Raw genomic sequence first — 17,544 nt, 5'->3', positions numbered from 1 at the left:
AACCTCTCAGCTAAGGAGAGGTTTTTTTACAACCAGCTCCTTATCTGTCAGCATAATGCTGCGAGAATTAGCACCGTGTCTACAATTGTAGATCGGTTGCCGGGTTTCGTCGGGCTCGTCCCTCCACCTGCTCTTGATAAGAAGTATTTAGAAATGTTTAAAATTTTAAGATAACTGAATTTTGTCAGATATTTTTCATGTTGTCAATTACTTTTTGAAAAAATTTAATTTATCAATTCGATTAATGGCTTCTCTTAATCTATCTTCTGTATGCAAGAGACCAACACGGACATACCCTTCGCCATGTTCACCAAATCCAACACCAGGAGCAACTGCAACGTGTGCTTTTTCTAGTAAAATATTAGAAAATTGCTCAGATGTATATCCTTTCGGAACAGGAAGCCATGCAAAGAATGAGCCTGTTGGAATGTCTACATTCCAACCAATTGAGTGACAAGCTGAAACAAGAGCGTTTCTTCGAGATTCGTAACTATTTACAAGGTCTATTACGCAAGACTGTGAACTTAATAGTGCTTCGCGGGCAGCATCTTGAACTGCACCAAAAATACTAACATACATATGATCTTGTAATAAGTTAATTGTCTCAATCACACTTTCATTCCCCACAGCAAAAGCGATGCGCCATCCAGCCATATTGAAAGTTTTCGATAGAGTGTAAATTTCAATACCTGTATTTTTAGCACCGTCTGCTTGCAAGAAACTAACAGGTTTTTGACCATCGAATCCAATAGCACCGTAAGCAAAATCATGAACGACTAATATATTATGTTCATTAGCAAAATGAATGGTTTCATCAAAGAAACCTTTTGATGCAGTAGCACCGGTAGGATTATTTGGATAGTTTAAAAACATTAACTTTGCACGCTCAGCGGTAGTGGCATCAATTTTTGTATAATCTGGTAAAAAATTATTTTCTGCAATAAGCGGCATTGTTTCAAATTGTGCTTTTGCTAAAGCAACTCCTGATAAATAATCTGGATAGCCTGGATCTGGAACGAGAATAGTATCACCAGGGTTTGTAAAACAAAGTGGTAATTCTACTAATCCAGCTTTTCCACCAAACAAAATAGCAACTTCTGTTTTTGGATTTACTACTACATCATATTCGCGTTGATAGAATGTTGCCACGGCTTCTTTTAAACTTTCGTGTCCGCGAAATGGCGGATATTTATGATGAATGGTCTTTTCAGCAGCATCTTGTAAAGCTTTTACGATATGCTGCGGTGTTGGTTGATCTGGATTACCTTGACCTAGATTAATAACATCGTGACCAGCTGCAACGACTTTGTTAACTTTTGCAACAAGTGAAGCAAAAAATTGTGTAGGCAATGATGTTACTATCTCAGAAGGTTGAAATAATTTCATACTTTCCACCTCTTTTGAAAGTTGTTACAATTCTAGTGACAAATGATATAATCTTTCCAGTATTTTGTAAAGAAAAAATTAAGAATGGGGCTGACAAAATGAAAGTCGCATGTATTCAAATGGATATTGTCTTTGGAGATGTAGAAAAGAATATTGAGAATGCTAAAAATAAAATAAGCGAAGCGATGAAGGAAAGACCAGATGTGATTGTCTTACCAGAACTATGGACAACGGGATATGATTTAACGAGGCTTATTGAAATTGCAGATAGGGATGGATTGCAAACGAAAGAAAAGCTGAAAGAATGGTCGAAGCAATATGGTGTACATATTGTCGGTGGGTCTATAGCGAAGCAAACAGAACAAGGTGTTACAAATACAATGTATGTGGTAAACAAGGAAGGAGAACTGGTCAATGAATATAGTAAAGTGCATTTATTTCAGCTTATGGATGAACATAAATATTTAATCGCTGGAAATAGTACAGGTGAATTTAAGTTAGATGATGTAGAGTGCGCCGGCACAATTTGTTATGATATTCGTTTTCCAGAGTGGATGCGCGTTCATACTGCGAAAGGTGCAAAAGTTTTATTTGTTGTAGCAGAATGGCCATTGGTTCGTTTAGCGCATTGGCGTTTGTTATTGCAAGCAAGAGCAGTTGAAAATCAGTGTTATGTTGTTGCATGTAATAGGGCAGGAAAGGATCCGAATAATGAGTTTGCCGGTCATTCTTTAATTGTCGATCCTTGGGGCGAAGTTGTTGTAGAAGCGAATGAAGAAGAATCAATTTTATTTGGAGAGCTTCATTTTGAGAAAATTAAAGAAGTACGCAAAGGAATTCCAGTTTTTGCAGATCGTCGTCCAGAATTATACAAATAAAATGTTGACAAGTGATTTTTATTCTTGGTATAGTCTTCAACATAAAGTTAAAAATTCAAAAAATTATACAACTCTTATCAAGAGCAGGTGGAGGGATTTGGCCCGATGAAGCCCAGCAACCGACCGTAATACCATTGTGAAATGGGGCGTTTATTTACGCCAAAAGGCACGGTGCTAATTCCAGCAGAAAGTAAACCTTTCTGGCAGATAAGAGGGGAGAAGATAAACTTCAAACCTCTTTCTTTGTGGAAAGAGGTTTTTCTACGTCAGAAAAACCTCTGAATTAAAAAAGGGGGAGAAGACGATGGGATATTATTCATTAACTGAAACGACAGCTATACAATATGCGAAAGAACACGGTTATTTTGAAAGGAAAGCAAATGTAGTTTGTCATGAAATTGGAGATGGAAATTTAAATTACGTGTTCAAATTAGATGATGGAGAGAAGTCTATTATAATAAAACAAGCACTGCCATATGCGAAAGTAGTTGGTGAGAGCTGGCCACTGTCTATAAAAAGAGCGACGATTGAAAGTAAAGCATTACAAATTTTTGCGAAGTATGTGCCGGAATATGTGCCGGTAGTGTACAGTCATGATGAAGAGTTAGCAGTAACAGTCATAGAAGATCTATCAAGGCTAACAATTGCAAGAAAAGGATTAATAGATGGAGAGGAGTACCCGCTTTTATCCCAACATATTGGTCGCTTTCTAGCACATGTGTTGTTTTATACTTCAGATTTCGGTTTACAATCAGAAGAGAAAAGGGTACTAGAAGGTGCATTTGTAAACCCAGATCTTAGTAAAATCACGGAAGATTTAGTGTTTACAGATCCGTTTAGTCATTATGATACGAATGATTATGAACCAGAGTTACAACTAGCGGTGGATGAACTGTGGAGTGACAAAAATTTAAAATTAAAAGTAGCACAGTATAAATATAAGTTCTTAACAAGAAAAGAAGCGCTTATTCATGGTGATTTACATACTGGTAGTATTTTTTCATCACCTGCTGAAACGAAAGTAATTGATCCAGAATTTGCAACATATGGTCCATTTGGATTTGATCTTGGCCAATTTATTGCAAATTTATTATTAAATGCACTATCCCGTGAAGAGGAAAAAAGAAGTGTGCTATTTTTCCATATTGAGAAAACATGGAGTTATTTTGTAGAAGCTTTTACGAAGTTATGGATTGGAGAAGGTGTAGAAGCATATACGAAAGAGAAACAATGGTTGCCAATTATTTTGCAAAATATTTTTACAGATGCCATTGGATTTGCCGGATGTGAGCTTATCCGTAGAACAATTGGCTTAGCGCATGTAGCTGATTTAGATGGAATAGCAAATAAAGAAACGAGAATTCAAGCTAAGAAACAAGCGTTATCCTTAGGTAAAGAACTAATAAAATATGAATCTAAGAGTGCTGATATTCAACTGTTCCGAACATTATTTCAACAGACAGTTTCTGGAGGGATAAAAGCATGAGTACAATTGTTACTGTTCCGAGATCTGTCAGTTGGAAAGGTGATGCCATTGCAGTATTAAATCAAACAAAGTTGCCGCATAGTACAGAATACAAAACATTAACGACGATTGAAGAGGTATGGAAAAGTATTGTCATGCTAGAAGTACGAGGAGCACCTGCAATTGGAATTGTAGCTGCATTTAGCTTGGCACTTGCATCAAAAAAATATAATACTGTACATATGGAAGAATTTCAAAAGAAGTTTAATAGAGATTGTAATTATTTAGGAACGTCACGCCCAACAGCAGTCAATTTATTTTGGGCAATCGATCGCATGAGAGAATCAATTCGAGAAATTACTACAATAAAAGAAACACAAAAAAAATTAGAAGAAGAAGCGCTTCTCATTCAGCAAGAAGATGAAGCAGTATGCCGGAGTATTGGAGAACATGCATTAACATGTTTTAAAGATGGTGATCACATTTTAACAATTTGTAACGCTGGAAGCATTGCAACTGCTAGATATGGTACTGCATTAGCACCGTTTTATATTGGGAAAGAAAAAGGTGTACGTTTACATGCGTATGCGTGTGAAACGAGACCGGTTTTACAAGGCGGGCGTTTAACGACCTGGGAATTAAAACAGGCAAATATTGATGTAACACTTATTACCGATAATACGGCAGCTCATGCTATTCAAACGAAAGAAATAAACGCGATTATTGTAGGAGCGGACCGAATTGTCGCAAATGGAGATACAGCAAATAAAATCGGAACAATGAATTTAGCTATATTAGCAAATTATTTCGATATTCCATTTTACGTTGCAGCTCCGTTATCTACGTTTGATATTACGAAACAAACAGGTACAGAAATTGTTATTGAAGAAAGAGATGAAACCGAAGTTACGAAAATTTTTGGAAAACAAGTGGCGCCAATTGGAACTGATGTTTATAATCCTGCATTTGACGTAACACCGAATGAATTAATTACAGGTATTATTACTGAAAAAGGCATCATACACGGAGATTATAAACGGGAAATTGCATCGTTATTTGAAAGACAAGCTAATACATAATAGCTTGTTTTTTTATCCCGCATTAACGGGCGGTAAGACCCCCACCTCAAAATTCAGCGGAAGCAAAGAAGTTAGGTGGGGGTCAACTGCCCGTAAAAGCCCGATTGGTTCAACTAATAATCAGTGGGGGATGAAGAAAACCCCCACTGATTAAAGTTTCACTTTATGCCTAAATGTTTTCTTTTCCCTTATTTATATAATGGAAGGAGGCGGAAAAGATGGAAGAGTGGATCAGGATAGTAGGTAATGTAGGGTTTCCGATTGTTGTAACATTATATTTACTCCATCGTATTGAAAGTAAATTAGATGGGGTAATTGTTGCAATCGAGAAACTCCCTAAACAATTACTAAAGTAGGAAGGTCCTCGCGATACAAAGTAAAATAAAGTTTGCTCTTCTTGAGCAAACTTTATTTTTTACCCCGTATTAATGGGCAGTAAAAGCCGTCACTTTATTGAGCAGTATAACCACCATCGATAACAACGGCTTGCCCAGTTATACCCTTTGCCTTTTCACTCGCTAAAAACATAGCATAATCCACAATTTCTTGTACTTGCAATAAGCGTTTTTGTGGTACAAGTGGATAAATAACATCTTCTAAAACATTTTCAAGTGGTACATTTCGTGTAGTAGCTAAATCTTGTAGTTGATTACGTACAAGTGGGGTATCGACATAACCAGGACAAAGCGCATTAACGGTAATTCCGTGAGTAGCGCCTTCTAAAGCGGCAACTTTTGTTAATCCGATTACGCCATGCTTCGCGCTATTGTAGGCGGATTTTCCTGCAAATCCAACGAGGCCATTAATGGAGGCTACATTAATAATTCGGCCATACTTTTGTTTTTTCATGATTGGGAAGGCATGCTTAATTGCGATAAAAGGAGCGATTTGCATAATTTTAATAAGTAGTTCAAACTTTTCAGTTGGAAAATCTTCAATTGGTGAAACGTGTTGCATTCCTGCGTTGTTAATTAATATATGTAATGAACCGAAATGAGTAACGGTTTGAGAAATTGCAGCGGTAATTTCTTCTTCAGATGTAACATCACATTTTAAACCGATAGCTTGATAGCCTTCTTTTTGTAAATGTTCAGCAGCTTCTTTTGCACGTTCTTCAAGACGATCAGTAATGACAACTTTTGCACCTTCTTTTGCAAAAGCGTTTCCCATTTCATAACCAATACCACTTGCAGCGCCTGTTAAAAAAACAACTCGATTTGTAACCATGATGAAAAACATCCCTTCCTAATAAAGTTCTCATATTGCTCTATTTAGAGAGGGGATAATAAAAATCCTGCAAAGATTTGGAAAAATATTGTTAGCTATCTTGTTTTGCAAAATAGTCTCTGCTATACTATTTTGTAAAGCAAGATACTTACGCTTATCTATCTTGTAAAACAAGATAGTGGGAGGATTTGAGTTATGTCGACAAGTCAAATGCTGAAAGGGATTTTAGAAGGATGCTTACTTGCTATTATTTCTGAAGGTGAAATATACGGTTATGAAATGAGTGAAAAACTAGCAAAGTATGGCTTTACTATGGCGAGTGAGGGAAGTATTTATCCGTTATTAATACGAATGCAAAAGGAAGGATTAATAACAAGTGTAATGAAGGAATCTCCATCTGGCCCAAAGCGAAAATATTATACATTAACAGAAAAAGGCGAGGAAGCACTTAATGAATTTATGGATCGCTGGGAAGCGATGCAAAGTAGTGTAGAGCGTCTACTTGAGGGGAAGGGGAGAAAAAAATAATGTTATCAAGTGAAGCACGAAAGTTTTTATTAGAAATGAGATTATTTTTAGCAGCAAAGGGTGTGAAAGAAAGCGATATTGAAAATTTTATAGAAGATGCAGAACTTCATTTAATCGAGGGTGAGAGTGATGGGAAAAGTGTAGAAGATATTTTCGGAAGTTCACCGAAAGAATATGCAAATGAACTTGTAAAAGTGATGGAAAAGGATAGACAGGAAACGTGGAAGCAAATTGGTTTTACAGTAATGAATATCGTATCGTTTTGGATTATTGCTTCTATCCTAATAGTGAATAACGGATTATTACAGATGTCGCTTATTCAGTGCGTTGGGTATAGTTTGTCATTGATTTTAGTTGTTATAGGTCCTAATTTTTTACTTCGCAAAATGACCTTCGTAACAAGCTTTACAAAAACGTGGTTTTCTATGTGGTTTTTAGTTATGGTAGCGCCAATGTTTTTAATGGGGGCTGTTACGATATTAGATGTAATCTATCCTACCAAAACGTTTACATTCACCCAAACGCAAAGTTATATATTAGCCGGAGCTATTTTTATGATCACAGTAGCGATAAATATATATTTTGAAGGATGGTTTAAAAACTTATATTTAATTATTCCACTTTCGATTATGTTACTGTTTAAAACATTTACATCAGAAGATCTCGTGCCAATGTTATTTCAAATTATATGTTTATACGGAAGTTTGTTTATTTTAATTTTCCTTGAAATTATGATGAAGACGAATAGAAGAGAAGTGGTTAAATAAGGGAGGGGTTATCATGCAAATTTCTAAAGAAGGAGAAAAGTTTTTAATCGATACGAAAGTATATTTAATAACAAAAGGAATGAAAGAAGAAGATGTGGATGCTTTTCTAGAAGATGCAGAACTTCATTTAATAGAAGGTGAGAAAGAGGGAAAGACGGTAACGGATATATTTGGTGATTCACCAAAAGAGTATGCGGAAGAATTGGCGAAAGAGATGGAGAAGGATAAAGGTGGGAGTATAAAGAGTATTTTAGGGATGATAATTGGGATAGGCGGATATTGGTTACTTACAAATATCTTATTTCAAAGTCCAAATCATGAATTTACATTAACAAATGTACAATTGATTGGATACCCAATTGTTTTAATGATTACGATTGTAGGAATTATATTTGCTTTTAAAATGTCATCATTTAAGAGCAAAATAAAAGAATTTAGCATTCTTTATGTAGCATCTTTGTTACCAATTTTATTACTAGTATTATTAATGTTTCTGAATAAATGGTACGGGACACCTGTATTACAATTAACGACTATACAAAGTTATATACTAGCTGGAGTTATCCTGTTAGTACTGTTAATTGGGGAAGCGTACATACTTGGCTGGATTGGGATATTAGCTGTTATTGTCCCGCTATTCATTATGTTTGTATTTAAAGGATTGGGAGAGAAAAATCCATACTGGGGAATGTTAGAACCTTTACTTCTGTACGGTAGTTTATATGTATTAATGCGATGGTCTTTGAAAAATGAGGAGAAAAAGACTATAAGTTAGTTTTATATTACTAGTGAACGAGCTGAATTTTTTATTAAGGAGGAACAAACATGCAAAGTATATTTCTAGGTATATTGTCTACTATATTTTTAGGTTTAACGATTTTGGGGCTATATACTGCATTTTCGAAAAAGGTACACGATGATTATTTCGATACTTTATTAGATGACACATCGGGTTATGTTTTTTTCTTCGGTTTAATAGGAAAAGGGCTGCTTTGGATATGCAAAAAATTATTTCCAAAGAAATATTATATAGGGATTTTTAGAGGTATTACATTTATGTTTAGTTGCTTCTTTTTATTTCTAGCAGCCGGTATATCGTTTGTTAATTGGAATAAATTATTTTAAACAGTAACATGACAGTTACTGTTTTTTTCTTTGCAATAAAGAGCTTTGTAAAGAGAGTGCTTTTTGTTCGTTCGTCAATAGAGACTGAATATGAACATTTTCAGGACGAGGTACGATAGGGTACATAAGATTTGTTGGAGAAGGATGGTGCTCCGAGCCAGTTAGGGAATGAGGATCTGCGTGAGTAAGTTTTCCGTGAACACGTCTTGTAAATAAAATATGACCGACTTCGTGAGCGAGCGTATATATATTTTTCATGGGAGCAGCCGAATTTGTTAAAACGATATAACCAGTAAGTTGCTGTTGTTTGGCTAAAGAGTACGCGCAGGCAATTACGGCTGTTTCTTTGAAATAATCACTGCCAATATAACAAATGTAAAGGTCGCATTCAGGAGCTTCATTTACACATGTTTGGAAAAAGGATGCTAATTTTTCCTGACTTTGAATAGAATTTTTATAACTAATTTCACGGTCAGAAAAACGAAAAAGTTCATTTAAAATAATTACGTCTTTAATTTGAAATGTAATGGGGTGCCAAATTGATTCTGCAACTGCTAAATCTTTTGCGATACGGTCATCAGAAATATCGGCGCCTGGAGTAATGCAAATACATATATTGACGTATGGATCCATAAGGAACACCTCAACTGAAAAAATTCTTTCTATAATATATGTTGGGAAAAGACCCTATGTATGGATAAAAGCCTTGTTTATTACAAGTCGAAAAAATTTCATAGTTCTATAACATGGTGTGGTCATCTTTTTGATATAGTAAAGAAAAGGGGGAGAATATATGTATACATTAAAAATCGTTTCAGACAGAGAGGCACTTTATCAATTTGCGAGTTACGTAAGAGTTGTACAAGGGGTTGAAGATGTATATGTAGAGGTGGGAGAACCTTTATATGAACATCCATTAATGAAGTTTTATGTACATATTAAGCTGGAGGAAACATATGAGCAACATAAAGCGTTACAAGAAATAGCAAGATTAGTAGAATTAGGGCGTTTTACATACGTTCATTATCGTAATGATGAAATTGAAGAAGCTTTTGAAGCTGTAAAATATGAAAGTTTTAAGAAATAAAAATGGAAAAAAGGAAGCGAAAGCTTCCTTTTTTTCTTGGAAATTACATCAACAAAAGGAGAAGAATTTTGTTATGATAAGGGAGGGTGAGGAAAGGAGAATTTACATAATGGGGTATATTGAAGAGTTACGCAAAGTTGTTGGGACAAGACCACTTATTCTCGTTGGATCAGCAATAATTATACTAAATGATAATCAGGAAGTATTGCTTCAATATCGTTCAGATACATATGATTGGGGTGTACCTGGCGGCGCGATGGAACTAGGAGAAACGACGGAAGAAACTGCTCGCCGAGAATTATTCGAGGAGACGGGATTAACTGCAAAAATAATGCAATTTCTAGGTGTCTTATCAGGAAAGGAAGTATATTTCCGTTATCCTAATGGGGATGAAATTTTTAATGTTATTCATCTGTATCAGGGGCATCATGTGAGTGGAGAATTAAGGCTTGATCATGAGGGATTGAAGCTTCAATATTTTCCGGTAGATAAGTTACCAAAATTGAATGAAACGACAGAGAAAATTTTACAAAAATTTCTATATGCATTAACAGAATAGAAGGTTAATTCCTTCTATTTTTATTATATTAAATATTTTGATTTTTTAGTATGTTTATAGTATGATAGATGTAGACATACATCTTATGGAATTTCACCTAAAAACTGACTAGGGTACATAAGAGAGGGGCAAGTGCAAAATGCATAATGTTGTTATTACAGCTGCAGTTCGTTCGCCAATTGGAACTTTTGGAGGAGCGCTAAAAAATGTAACGCCAGTAGAATTAGCGGTTCCTGTACTTCAGGAAGCTGTAAAACGAGGCGGGGTAGAACCACACGAAGTTGATGAAGTAATTTTAGGTCATTGTATTCAAAGAACTGATGAAGCAAATACTGCAAGAACAGCTGCATTAGCGGCAGGATTTCCTGACACAGTTACGGGTTATACAATCCAACGCCAATGTTCTTCAGGTATGCAAGCAATTATGTCAGCTGCAATGCAAATTCAATTAGGTGTAAGTGATGTTGTTATTGCAGGTGGAGTAGAAGCAATGAGTTCAAGCCCTTATGCATTAAAACAGCACCGCTGGGGACAACGTCTACAGCACGGAGAAATTCGTGATACGGTGTGGGAAGTACTAGAAGATCCGATTCACCATATTATGATGGGTGAAACGGCTGAAAATTTAGTTGACCAATATGAAATTACAAGAGAGGAACAAGATGAAGTTGCGCTTCGTAGTCATACATTGGCACTGCAAGCAATCGAGTCTGGATATTTTGACGAGCAAATTGTTCCTATTACGATAAAAGAACGTAGAAAAGAAATAGTATTTTCGAAGGATGAACATCCACGTGCAGATATTACAGCGGAAAAATTAGCAGGATTAAAACCAGCTTTCCGTAAAGATGGATCTGTAACGGCAGGGAATGCATCTGGCCTTAATGATGGAAGTGCGGTTCTAGTATTAATGAGCGAAGAAAAAGCGAAAGAAAAAGGCTTACAACCGTTAGCTAGAATTGTTGGATATTCAGTAGCTGGAGTAGATCCGAAAATTATGGGTATTGGACCAGCACCAGCAATTCGTAAAGGGTTAGAAAAAGTAGATTGGTCATTAGAAGATGCTGATTTACTGGAAATTAATGAAGCTTTCGCGGCTCAATACCTAGCTGTAGAGAAAGAATTAGGTTTAGACCGTGAAAAAGTGAATGTAAACGGTAGCGGTGTAGGACTTGGACATCCAATCGGTTGTACAGGAGCTCGTATTACTGTAAGTTTAATTCATGAATTGAAGAGACGCGGTTTAGAAAAAGGAATTGCTTCTCTATGCGTCGGTGGCGGTATTGGGGTAGCATTATTTATAGAAGCACTATAAAAAAGAAGCAGCAATCGCTGCTTCTTTTTTATTAAGAATCAAATAAATGATGAAATAATCGATCACGATTTTCAAAGAAAAGTTTTGTCGTTTGGTAATGCTCGGTTTCTTCTAATGTGGATTCATGAATCCCTTCTTGTGTTAAAGAATATATAGTGGATTCAGGATAAGCCATTAAAATAGGAGAGTGCGTCGCGATAACAAATTGTGAACCTTGTTTCGCTAGTTCGTGCATTCGAATAAGCATGGAAAGTTGCCTCATTGGTGATAGAGCGGCCTCAGGCTCATCTAAAATGTATAAACCTTGTCCTGAAAAACGGTTCATAAATAAGGAAAAGAATGATTCGCCGTGTGATTGTTTGTGTAGTGAGATACCACCATATGAGTCAATAACTGGATTCCCGCGTGCTTCTAGATCAGCATCCATCTCATCAATATAAGAAGCAACGTTATAAAATGATTCAGCACGAAGAAAGAAACCGTCGTTTGGTGTATTGAAACTTTTAGAAATTCGAAGGTATTCATGTAAAGATGAATGTGAATCGTTTGTGCTAAAGCGGAAATTCTTCGTTCCACCTTCTGCATTAAATCCTAAAGCGATTGCAATTGCTTCGAGTAATGTTGATTTTCCCGTTCCGTTTTCTCCAATAATGAATGTTACATTTGGATGGAAGGCAAGTGATTGTAAAGTTCGGATAGCGGGTAGACAGTAAGGATATGTGGAAAAACTAGGGATATTTTCTTTTTTTAATGTGACATTTTTTAAAAAGGGTACGTCAATCAATATATAAACCTCAATTCATAACGGATTTTGATTCTAAAAAAGCAGCAAATACAAGGGTAAGACAGCTTGCAAATAGTATTGTATATTGAAGTGCGCCAAAGCCAAGACCTTCCCAGCCTAAAGTCATTCTCTTCCATATGAAAATAAAAAGAACGCTTATAAAACCAACGAGAGCAGGCATATATTTTATAATTTTTAAGTGCTTCCACAGAAAAAAGCCGATGTATGTAAGTACAAAGAAGATAAGCAGAATGAGAAAAAAGGCAAGTGTTAATGACACGTGAACCTCTCCTTATTTTCTGAATATTTATGTGGATTATAACATGTAAACTATCATATTCCAATGTGAAAATAAATATTGCATCAAGATCAATTCTCTCGTTATGATAGATGGTATTCTATTGAAGATATGAAAAGGAGTTAAAACATGCCGTTTACATTTGCGCATCCAGCAGCAGTTCTTCCTTTTGTGAAAAAGCGTTCTCAATATATTTCAGTAACGGCTCTTATATTAGGCAGTATGGCGCCTGATTTTGAATATTTTTTACACTTTAGACCGTATGGTGTTATTGGGCATACATGGCTTGGATTCTTATATTTAAATTTGCCACTTGTATTTCTGTTAGCATATATGTATCATTACATTTTAAAAAAGCCGTTTATAACACATTTACCTAAACCATTTGCTGGCTATTTTGCATATGCAGTAGATGAGAGGTGGGGGCTTCATACATGGAAGGATTTCTTTGTATTTTGCTATTCTGCTTTATTTGGTATGCTCACGCATGTCGTTTGGGATGCATTTACTCATAATACAGGCTATTTTGTTACGAAGATACCATTGTTACAAAGAGGATTACATAGTATCCCGGTGTATAAATATATGCAACACGGGAGTACATGTGTTGGTTTCTTATTACTATTATACGTACTATGGAAGTATAAAGATGAAACAGGGAAAGATATTATGATAGCTTCAGAAAAAAGGAAGTATTGGGTTTCGGCAATCATTTTCGCAGCTCTAGTATTTATCGTTCACGCATTCGTAGATCCCTATTTTCATATTTTTCAAATAGGGGGTATAATAGTATCTGGACTGACAAGTTCCTTTTGTGGAATTCTCATTGTTTCTATAGTCTACAAAGCAAAGGACTAATTTATATTAATGAATGATAGTGTTAGGAGAAATTATATGATGAAAGCATGGAAAAATATTTTTGTTTTATGTAGTTTTCTTCTTATGTTAAGTGGTTGCTTCCATCAAGAAGAAAAGAAAGTTGAACCGAAGAAGAAAGAATCTATTCCTGAAACAAAAGAATATGGTGGGCGTGAGCTGAAAAAAGTAGGACAAAAAGTGAAAGAAACAGGGTGGGGTACTTTTAAGTTAGAACAGATTCAATCTGTAAATCAAACATTTGAAGTAGCACCAATGAAAATTCACATACAAGATGTAAAAGTAATCTCTTTATCGCAGATGAGTAAAGATGCAAAAAATGCATTAAAAGTATTTACGGCATTAACTCCTGAAGAAGTAAAGCGTAGATTAGGAGATAAAGTAAGTCAAGAAGATGCGGAGTTATATGCATCGATAAGTGGTACAGAGATTAGTGATACGATTCGTTACGTTGAAATTACATATAAGGTGGAAAATAGCGGGAATAAAAATATGCAATTTTTCTCTATGAATGATGTTACGATTAATGATAAGCAACATTTTAAAGTAGCAACTCAAAACTTTTTATATGATGAAGATACGCTCGTTGGTACAAAAAATGTATCAAGGGAAGACTATAAGCCTGGTGAAACAAGAGATGGTATTATCGGCTTAATACTTGATGATGGAAAAGAAAAGGTAAAGGATATTAAGTTTACAACAGATAATGTAGTCGCAGCAGATACAGAAACGCAAGATGTTGTAAAAGAGGCACAAACTTTTAATATCTCACTTTCTGAGTAGGGGATTTTTAAAAACATAAAAGAAAAAACAGTCAGCATTAAAAATATTATGCTGACTGTTTTTTCTTTTCTTTTATGTATGAATCTACATTTTGAAAAGGTACCTTAATTTTAAATGCATCTTTTTGTTCATTAAATTGCTTTTCATTATAAGGACCAAAACGTTTATTATGCTTTACGTCAATAATCCAATAATGCTCACTTTTTTTATTTGCAATTGCTCCGTCAGGGTTATTCGGATCTGACTTTTCCTCAATTTGTTTTGCAATAATGTATTTATCATCCCAAGCTATGTCTGTAATTTTTGCAGGAATGTATTGTGTGGCATATACAGCATCTTGCGATGGGAAAAGTTCAAATGCATTTCCAGAAGTACGTATGAGTTCGTATTCATCGTTAATCGTATAAGTTATATGATTTGTATTTCCAGCACAACCGGCTAATAGGAATGCGACGAATAGGATTATCCATTTTTTCAATATGGGAACCTCCTTTACAATGCTGTTGTAACACATTGTACAAGAAAAGTAAGAGAAACGCTAGTTTACAATGTTTTTTAGAAGTGGTACGATGAGACGGGTAAAGAAGGATATGAAGGAGTCGACATAAAATGAAGTTAAAGATGCATCGTCCAGCGCTTGTAATGAATCGCATAGGTGCTTCCCTAATTGACATGTTTTTAATCTCGGTTATGTATGGTGCAGTAGTAGCTATTATGACCGGAAATTATAGTGCTATTTTTAATCGCTTTAATATTAGTTTTGGTGATTATAGATATGATCTCGCAGTAGTTTTTATATTAATGGCGATATATTTTATTTTGGTACCCTTTATTTGGAACGGTGTTACACTTGGTAAAAAGGTAACGAGAATAAAATTAATTTCATTGAAGAGTGAAAAGTTAACATTACAAACATTAATTATAAGATTTTTTGTATTGTTATTACCGAACATATTGCTACTTGGAATTCCGATATTATGTAACGTATATATGATGTTATTCCGCAAAGATAATTGTGGTTTTCAAGATTTAATTACAAAAACAAAAGTGATAAGTCTTGTATAATAAAACAGAGACCTTTTTATACATAAAATAAGAAGGTCTTTTTTTATTATATAAATATATTTTAAAGGATATATAATAAGAAAAAGTTAATCCATATCATTTTTGATTTTAATAGATTGAAAATTAAGAAAATGTTATAATGATTAAAATAATATCTTTATCCCGCGTTAACGGACAGTAAAACTCCCACCTCAAAATTCAGTTGAAGCAAAGAAGTTAGGTGGGAGATCAACTGTCCGTAAACGTCCGATTGGTTCAACTAATAATCAGTGGGGGATGAACAAAACCCCCACTGATTAAAGTTTCACTTTATATAATAAGGGGGAAATTGAAATGACTGGGGGTAGCGTAATCTTTTGGGGGATTTTAATTTTTATCGGTTTAGTTTTCGATCAGCGTAATAGTAAGAAAAAAGAAGGAGTAAAAAAGTAATCGCTTACAAGTTAATGAGAAACTTTTCTTGCTTGCAGACTAATCTCATAAAGGAGTATACTGAATGACGGTAAGACTTATAGAAGGGGTAATGAAAATGAAGCTTGCAGGAAAAGTTGCTATCGTAACTGGCGGTGGCATCGGTATTGGACGTAATACAGCTCTTTTGTTGGCTAAACAAGGCGCAAAAGTAATTGTGACGGACATTGATCAAGAAAGTGGACAGGCAACAGTGGAGGAAATTACGGATCTAGGCGGAGAAGCACTTTTTGTATCCTATGATATGGGAAAGCAAGGAGATTGGCAACGCGTTATCAGTATTACTTTGAATGCATTTAGTCGCATTGATATGCTTTTTCAAAATGCTGGTTTATATAAAATAGATTCTATTTTTTCTCGCCAACAAGAGAACGATTCCAATGTACTTTGTATTAATGACGTTTGGATAGAGATAAAACAATTAACGTCATCTTTTATGAAACAGCAAGAAGAAGTGGTGCTGAGTGACTTACCGATTTTCGGTATTATTGGCACGAAAGGACAATCATTTCATACAGTAGAAGCCCTCGTATAATAATGAAAACCGCCCTCAAAGTATGTGGACGGTTTTTTTGTATGTTATACAGAGGGAAATTATTTTTTAACGAATACGTTGTTCAGTTTGACTATCAAAGAAATGTGCTTTATTCATATCAAATGCTAGTTTAATTTGATCTCCAGGTGAAAATGTATGTCTTGCATCAACACGTGCTGCAAAATCTTGATCTCCAAGTTTCATATATAAAATAGATTCAGCACCTAGTAACTCAGCAACTTCGATTTTTGTTGTGAAGGCAGTAGATTGTGAAGCTTCTAAAAATAATAGTTCATCATGAATGTCTTCAGGACGAATACCTAAAACAATTTCCTTATTTACATAGCCTTGTTCACGTAACATCTTCATTTTTCCTTCAGTTACTTTGACTTTTAATGAATTATCTATAACGAAATCGGTTTCAGTCAATTTACCACGGAAGAAATTCATTGCTGGAGAGCCAATAAATCCACCAACGAAAATATTTTCAGGTGTTTCATATACTTCTTTTGGAGTTCCGATTTGTTGAATCTTTCCGTCTTTCATAACAACGAGACGTGAAGCCATTGTCATTGCTTCTGTTTGATCATGTGTTACGTAAATTGTTGTCGTTCCAAGACGGTGATGTAATTTAGAAATTTCTGAGCGCATTGCAACACGTAATTTAGCGTCTAAGTTGGATAAAGGCTCATCCATTAAGAACACTTTCGCGTCTCGAACAATTGCTCTCCCTAACGCAACACGTTGACGTTGTCCACCAGATAACGCTTTCGGTTTTCTATCTAAATATTGTTCCAGTCCTAAAATTTTTGCTGCATCTTTCACACGACGATCGATTTCATCTTTTGGTATTTTTCTAAGTTTTAATCCAAATGCCATATTATCATACACACTCATATGTGGATATAAAGCATAGTTTTGGAAGACCATTGCGATATCGCGATCTTTTGGAGGGACATCATTCATTAGCTTACCATCAATTGAAAACTCTCCTTTTGAAATATCTTCAAGTCCAGCCACCATTCGTAATGTTGTAGATTTTCCGCATCCAGAAGGACCGACAAATACGATAAACTCTTTATCTTGAATGTGTAAATTAAAATCTGTTACAGCTGTTACATTATTATCATATATTTTATAAATGTTTTCTAATTTCAATTCTGCCATGGTATTGCCCCCTAGAAAAAATTATGCAAACGTTTTCTTTGAGTTCATTATAAACTAATAGATTCAAAAAATAAACAAAAAAATAAAACGTTTTCATTTATTAGAGGGATATTAGTAATTTGCGTATGTTTTCTTAGAAAAATAAGAAT

Annotated in this window: 23 protein-coding genes and 2 riboswitches; of the genes, 16 read left to right on the top strand and 7 right to left on the bottom strand. The window is 35.0% G+C overall.

The genetic code is table 11. From position 1 onward, the window contains the following. Window positions 1-37 precede the first annotated feature (37 nt). Window positions 38-143: riboswitch (SAM riboswitch) on the bottom strand. A 64-nt stretch (window positions 144-207) separates the two neighbouring features. After that, window positions 208-1,386 carry a pyridoxal phosphate-dependent aminotransferase gene (locus ACLBWW_RS01755; RefSeq protein WP_048546212.1) on the bottom strand — a complete coding sequence of 393 codons (1,179 nt, stop codon included), beginning with the start codon at window positions 1,384-1,386 and terminating at the stop codon, window positions 208-210. Between the two features lie 14 nt (window positions 1,387-1,400). Between ACLBWW_RS01755 and ACLBWW_RS01750 the strand changes: the two genes are divergently transcribed. The 4 genes from ACLBWW_RS01750 to ACLBWW_RS01735 all read left to right on the top strand — a co-directional run bounded on the left by ACLBWW_RS01750 (window position 1,401) and on the right by ACLBWW_RS01735 (window position 5,164). Continuing rightward, entirely contained in the window at window positions 1,401-2,264 is an 864-nt protein-coding gene (locus ACLBWW_RS01750) for a carbon-nitrogen family hydrolase (RefSeq protein ID WP_048546211.1), read from the top strand. Between the two features lie 71 nt (window positions 2,265-2,335). Beyond that, a riboswitch (SAM riboswitch) is annotated at window positions 2,336-2,478 on the top strand. A gap of 90 nt (window positions 2,479-2,568) precedes the next feature. Further along, window positions 2,569-3,750, top strand: a complete 1,182-nt coding sequence (gene mtnK / locus ACLBWW_RS01745) for an S-methyl-5-thioribose kinase (RefSeq protein ID WP_048546209.1) — start codon at window positions 2,569-2,571, stop codon at window positions 3,748-3,750. After that, the gene (gene mtnA, locus ACLBWW_RS01740; RefSeq protein ID WP_048546204.1) at window positions 3,747-4,808 is read left to right on the top strand and encodes an S-methyl-5-thioribose-1-phosphate isomerase; all 1,062 of its coding nucleotides are present in this window, start codon (window positions 3,747-3,749) and stop codon (window positions 4,806-4,808) included. Before mtnK ends, mtnA begins: the two co-directional genes overlap by 4 nt. Before the next feature lie 218 nt (window positions 4,809-5,026). Next, window positions 5,027-5,164, top strand: coding sequence for a YvrJ family protein (locus ACLBWW_RS01735; RefSeq protein ID WP_088110387.1), 138 nt, complete (start codon window positions 5,027-5,029; stop codon window positions 5,162-5,164). Between the two features lie 94 nt (window positions 5,165-5,258). On the opposite strand, the gene ACLBWW_RS01730 is transcribed toward ACLBWW_RS01735, so the two are convergent. After that, window positions 5,259-6,035, bottom strand: coding sequence for a 3-hydroxybutyrate dehydrogenase (locus ACLBWW_RS01730; RefSeq protein WP_048546202.1), 777 nt, complete (start codon window positions 6,033-6,035; stop codon window positions 5,259-5,261). 195 nt (window positions 6,036-6,230) lie between these two features. Here ACLBWW_RS01730 and ACLBWW_RS01725 point away from each other — a divergent pair, with 195 nt between their 5' ends. The 4 genes from ACLBWW_RS01725 to ACLBWW_RS01710 are packed head-to-tail and all read left to right on the top strand — an operon-like array spanning window position 6,231 to window position 8,455. After that, window positions 6,231-6,563 carry a PadR family transcriptional regulator gene (locus ACLBWW_RS01725; protein WP_000107987.1) on the top strand — a complete coding sequence of 111 codons (333 nt, stop codon included), beginning with the start codon at window positions 6,231-6,233 and terminating at the stop codon, window positions 6,561-6,563. Further along, complete coding sequence (locus ACLBWW_RS01720) at window positions 6,563-7,330, top strand: DUF1129 domain-containing protein (RefSeq protein ID WP_048546200.1); 768 nt, start codon at window positions 6,563-6,565, stop codon at window positions 7,328-7,330. Before ACLBWW_RS01725 ends, ACLBWW_RS01720 begins: the two co-directional genes overlap by 1 nt. Window positions 7,331-7,343: 13 nt before the next feature. Beyond that, window positions 7,344-8,105, top strand: coding sequence for a DUF1129 domain-containing protein (locus ACLBWW_RS01715; RefSeq protein WP_048546198.1), 762 nt, complete (start codon window positions 7,344-7,346; stop codon window positions 8,103-8,105). A gap of 50 nt (window positions 8,106-8,155) precedes the next feature. Beyond that, entirely contained in the window at window positions 8,156-8,455 is a 300-nt protein-coding gene (locus ACLBWW_RS01710; protein WP_048546196.1) for a hypothetical protein, read from the top strand. A 15-nt stretch (window positions 8,456-8,470) separates the two neighbouring features. Here ACLBWW_RS01710 and ACLBWW_RS01705 read toward each other — a convergent pair whose 3' ends face one another. Then, entirely contained in the window at window positions 8,471-9,088 is a 618-nt protein-coding gene (locus ACLBWW_RS01705) for a hypothetical protein (protein WP_048546188.1), read from the bottom strand. Window positions 9,089-9,248: 160 nt separating this feature from the next. On the opposite strand from ACLBWW_RS01705, the gene ACLBWW_RS01700 reads away from it, so the two are divergent. The 3 genes from ACLBWW_RS01700 to ACLBWW_RS01690 all read left to right on the top strand — a co-directional run bounded on the left by ACLBWW_RS01700 (window position 9,249) and on the right by ACLBWW_RS01690 (window position 11,416). Beyond that, window positions 9,249-9,542: a DUF3928 family protein gene (locus ACLBWW_RS01700; RefSeq protein ID WP_000288327.1), complete on the top strand. Its 294-nt coding sequence runs from the start codon at window positions 9,249-9,251 to the stop codon at window positions 9,540-9,542. Window positions 9,543-9,651: 109 nt separating this feature from the next. Beyond that, window positions 9,652-10,101, top strand: coding sequence for an NUDIX hydrolase (locus tag ACLBWW_RS01695; RefSeq protein WP_000540530.1), 450 nt, complete (start codon window positions 9,652-9,654; stop codon window positions 10,099-10,101). 139 nt (window positions 10,102-10,240) lie between these two features. Beyond that, window positions 10,241-11,416 carry an acetyl-CoA C-acetyltransferase gene (locus ACLBWW_RS01690; protein ID WP_000552069.1) on the top strand — a complete coding sequence of 392 codons (1,176 nt, stop codon included), beginning with the start codon at window positions 10,241-10,243 and terminating at the stop codon, window positions 11,414-11,416. A gap of 31 nt (window positions 11,417-11,447) precedes the next feature. On the opposite strand, the gene ACLBWW_RS01685 is transcribed toward ACLBWW_RS01690, so the two are convergent. Together ACLBWW_RS01685 and ACLBWW_RS01680 are read right to left on the bottom strand one after the other, a co-directional pair. Beyond that, window positions 11,448-12,200, bottom strand: a complete 753-nt coding sequence (locus ACLBWW_RS01685; protein ID WP_048546185.1) for an AAA family ATPase — start codon at window positions 12,198-12,200, stop codon at window positions 11,448-11,450. A gap of 10 nt (window positions 12,201-12,210) precedes the next feature. Further along, on the bottom strand, window positions 12,211-12,480 hold the full coding sequence (locus ACLBWW_RS01680; protein ID WP_000059857.1) for a hypothetical protein: 270 nt from the start codon (window positions 12,478-12,480) through the stop codon (window positions 12,211-12,213). Window positions 12,481-12,627: 147 nt separating this feature from the next. Between ACLBWW_RS01680 and ACLBWW_RS01675 the strand changes: the two genes are divergently transcribed. Together ACLBWW_RS01675 and ACLBWW_RS01670 are read left to right on the top strand one after the other, a co-directional pair. Beyond that, entirely contained in the window at window positions 12,628-13,356 is a 729-nt protein-coding gene (locus ACLBWW_RS01675; RefSeq protein WP_048546183.1) for a DUF4184 family protein, read from the top strand. Between the two features lie 36 nt (window positions 13,357-13,392). Then, window positions 13,393-14,157: a hypothetical protein gene (locus tag ACLBWW_RS01670; RefSeq protein ID WP_048546181.1), complete on the top strand. Its 765-nt coding sequence runs from the start codon at window positions 13,393-13,395 to the stop codon at window positions 14,155-14,157. Window positions 14,158-14,203: 46 nt separating this feature from the next. Here the strand turns inward: ACLBWW_RS01670 and ACLBWW_RS01665 are convergent, their stop codons facing one another. Then, complete coding sequence (locus ACLBWW_RS01665) at window positions 14,204-14,635, bottom strand: DUF3997 domain-containing protein (RefSeq protein WP_000758773.1); 432 nt, start codon at window positions 14,633-14,635, stop codon at window positions 14,204-14,206. A gap of 131 nt (window positions 14,636-14,766) precedes the next feature. On the opposite strand from ACLBWW_RS01665, the gene ACLBWW_RS01660 reads away from it, so the two are divergent. The 3 genes from ACLBWW_RS01660 (at window position 14,767) to ACLBWW_RS01650 (ending at window position 16,228) form a co-directional block, all read left to right on the top strand. Continuing rightward, window positions 14,767-15,222 (top strand): RDD family protein, encoded by a 456-nt coding sequence (locus ACLBWW_RS01660; protein ID WP_000769076.1) that lies wholly within the window; start codon window positions 14,767-14,769, stop codon window positions 15,220-15,222. Window positions 15,223-15,555: 333 nt separating this feature from the next. Next, window positions 15,556-15,654: a hypothetical protein gene (locus ACLBWW_RS01655; protein ID WP_000145657.1), complete on the top strand. Its 99-nt coding sequence runs from the start codon at window positions 15,556-15,558 to the stop codon at window positions 15,652-15,654. 64 nt (window positions 15,655-15,718) lie between these two features. Further along, complete coding sequence (locus tag ACLBWW_RS01650; RefSeq protein ID WP_048546179.1) at window positions 15,719-16,228, top strand: SDR family NAD(P)-dependent oxidoreductase; 510 nt, start codon at window positions 15,719-15,721, stop codon at window positions 16,226-16,228. 66 nt (window positions 16,229-16,294) lie between these two features. Here ACLBWW_RS01650 and ACLBWW_RS01645 read toward each other — a convergent pair whose 3' ends face one another. Beyond that, window positions 16,295-17,395, bottom strand: a complete 1,101-nt coding sequence (locus ACLBWW_RS01645) for an ABC transporter ATP-binding protein (RefSeq protein ID WP_000818929.1) — start codon at window positions 17,393-17,395, stop codon at window positions 16,295-16,297. Window positions 17,396-17,544 lie beyond the last annotated feature (149 nt).

This window comes from Bacillus sp. M5A3_1b, assembly GCF_053345335.1.
Note: the sequence above shows the minus strand (reverse complement) of the source record. Positions and strands in the feature narration are given on the sequence as shown.

What these genes read in the sequence shown, in the direction of transcription:
- ACLBWW_RS01725 (WP_000107987.1), top strand. Translation starts at nt 6,231, where the DNA reads ATGTCGACAAGTCAAATGCTGAAAGGGATTTTAGAAGGATGCTTACTT.
- ACLBWW_RS01755 (WP_048546212.1), bottom strand. Translation starts at nt 1,386, where the DNA reads ATGAAATTATTTCAACCTTCTGAGATAGTAACATCATTGCCTACACAA.
- mtnK (WP_048546209.1), top strand. Translation starts at nt 2,569, where the DNA reads ATGGGATATTATTCATTAACTGAAACGACAGCTATACAATATGCGAAA.
- ACLBWW_RS01650 (WP_048546179.1), top strand. Translation starts at nt 15,719, where the DNA reads ATGACGGTAAGACTTATAGAAGGGGTAATGAAAATGAAGCTTGCAGGA.
- ACLBWW_RS01670 (WP_048546181.1), top strand. Translation starts at nt 13,393, where the DNA reads ATGATGAAAGCATGGAAAAATATTTTTGTTTTATGTAGTTTTCTTCTT.
- ACLBWW_RS01730 (WP_048546202.1), bottom strand. Translation starts at nt 6,035, where the DNA reads ATGGTTACAAATCGAGTTGTTTTTTTAACAGGCGCTGCAAGTGGTATT.
- ACLBWW_RS01720 (WP_048546200.1), top strand. Translation starts at nt 6,563, where the DNA reads ATGTTATCAAGTGAAGCACGAAAGTTTTTATTAGAAATGAGATTATTT.
- ACLBWW_RS01710 (WP_048546196.1), top strand. Translation starts at nt 8,156, where the DNA reads ATGCAAAGTATATTTCTAGGTATATTGTCTACTATATTTTTAGGTTTA.
- mtnA (WP_048546204.1), top strand. Translation starts at nt 3,747, where the DNA reads ATGAGTACAATTGTTACTGTTCCGAGATCTGTCAGTTGGAAAGGTGAT.
- ACLBWW_RS01705 (WP_048546188.1), bottom strand. Translation starts at nt 9,088, where the DNA reads ATGGATCCATACGTCAATATATGTATTTGCATTACTCCAGGCGCCGAT.
- ACLBWW_RS01645 (WP_000818929.1), bottom strand. Translation starts at nt 17,395, where the DNA reads ATGGCAGAATTGAAATTAGAAAACATTTATAAAATATATGATAATAAT.
- ACLBWW_RS01675 (WP_048546183.1), top strand. Translation starts at nt 12,628, where the DNA reads ATGCCGTTTACATTTGCGCATCCAGCAGCAGTTCTTCCTTTTGTGAAA.
- ACLBWW_RS01700 (WP_000288327.1), top strand. Translation starts at nt 9,249, where the DNA reads ATGTATACATTAAAAATCGTTTCAGACAGAGAGGCACTTTATCAATTT.
- ACLBWW_RS01660 (WP_000769076.1), top strand. Translation starts at nt 14,767, where the DNA reads ATGAAGTTAAAGATGCATCGTCCAGCGCTTGTAATGAATCGCATAGGT.
- ACLBWW_RS01715 (WP_048546198.1), top strand. Translation starts at nt 7,344, where the DNA reads ATGCAAATTTCTAAAGAAGGAGAAAAGTTTTTAATCGATACGAAAGTA.
- ACLBWW_RS01695 (WP_000540530.1), top strand. Translation starts at nt 9,652, where the DNA reads ATGGGGTATATTGAAGAGTTACGCAAAGTTGTTGGGACAAGACCACTT.
- ACLBWW_RS01735 (WP_088110387.1), top strand. Translation starts at nt 5,027, where the DNA reads ATGGAAGAGTGGATCAGGATAGTAGGTAATGTAGGGTTTCCGATTGTT.
- ACLBWW_RS01655 (WP_000145657.1), top strand. Translation starts at nt 15,556, where the DNA reads ATGACTGGGGGTAGCGTAATCTTTTGGGGGATTTTAATTTTTATCGGT.
- ACLBWW_RS01690 (WP_000552069.1), top strand. Translation starts at nt 10,241, where the DNA reads ATGCATAATGTTGTTATTACAGCTGCAGTTCGTTCGCCAATTGGAACT.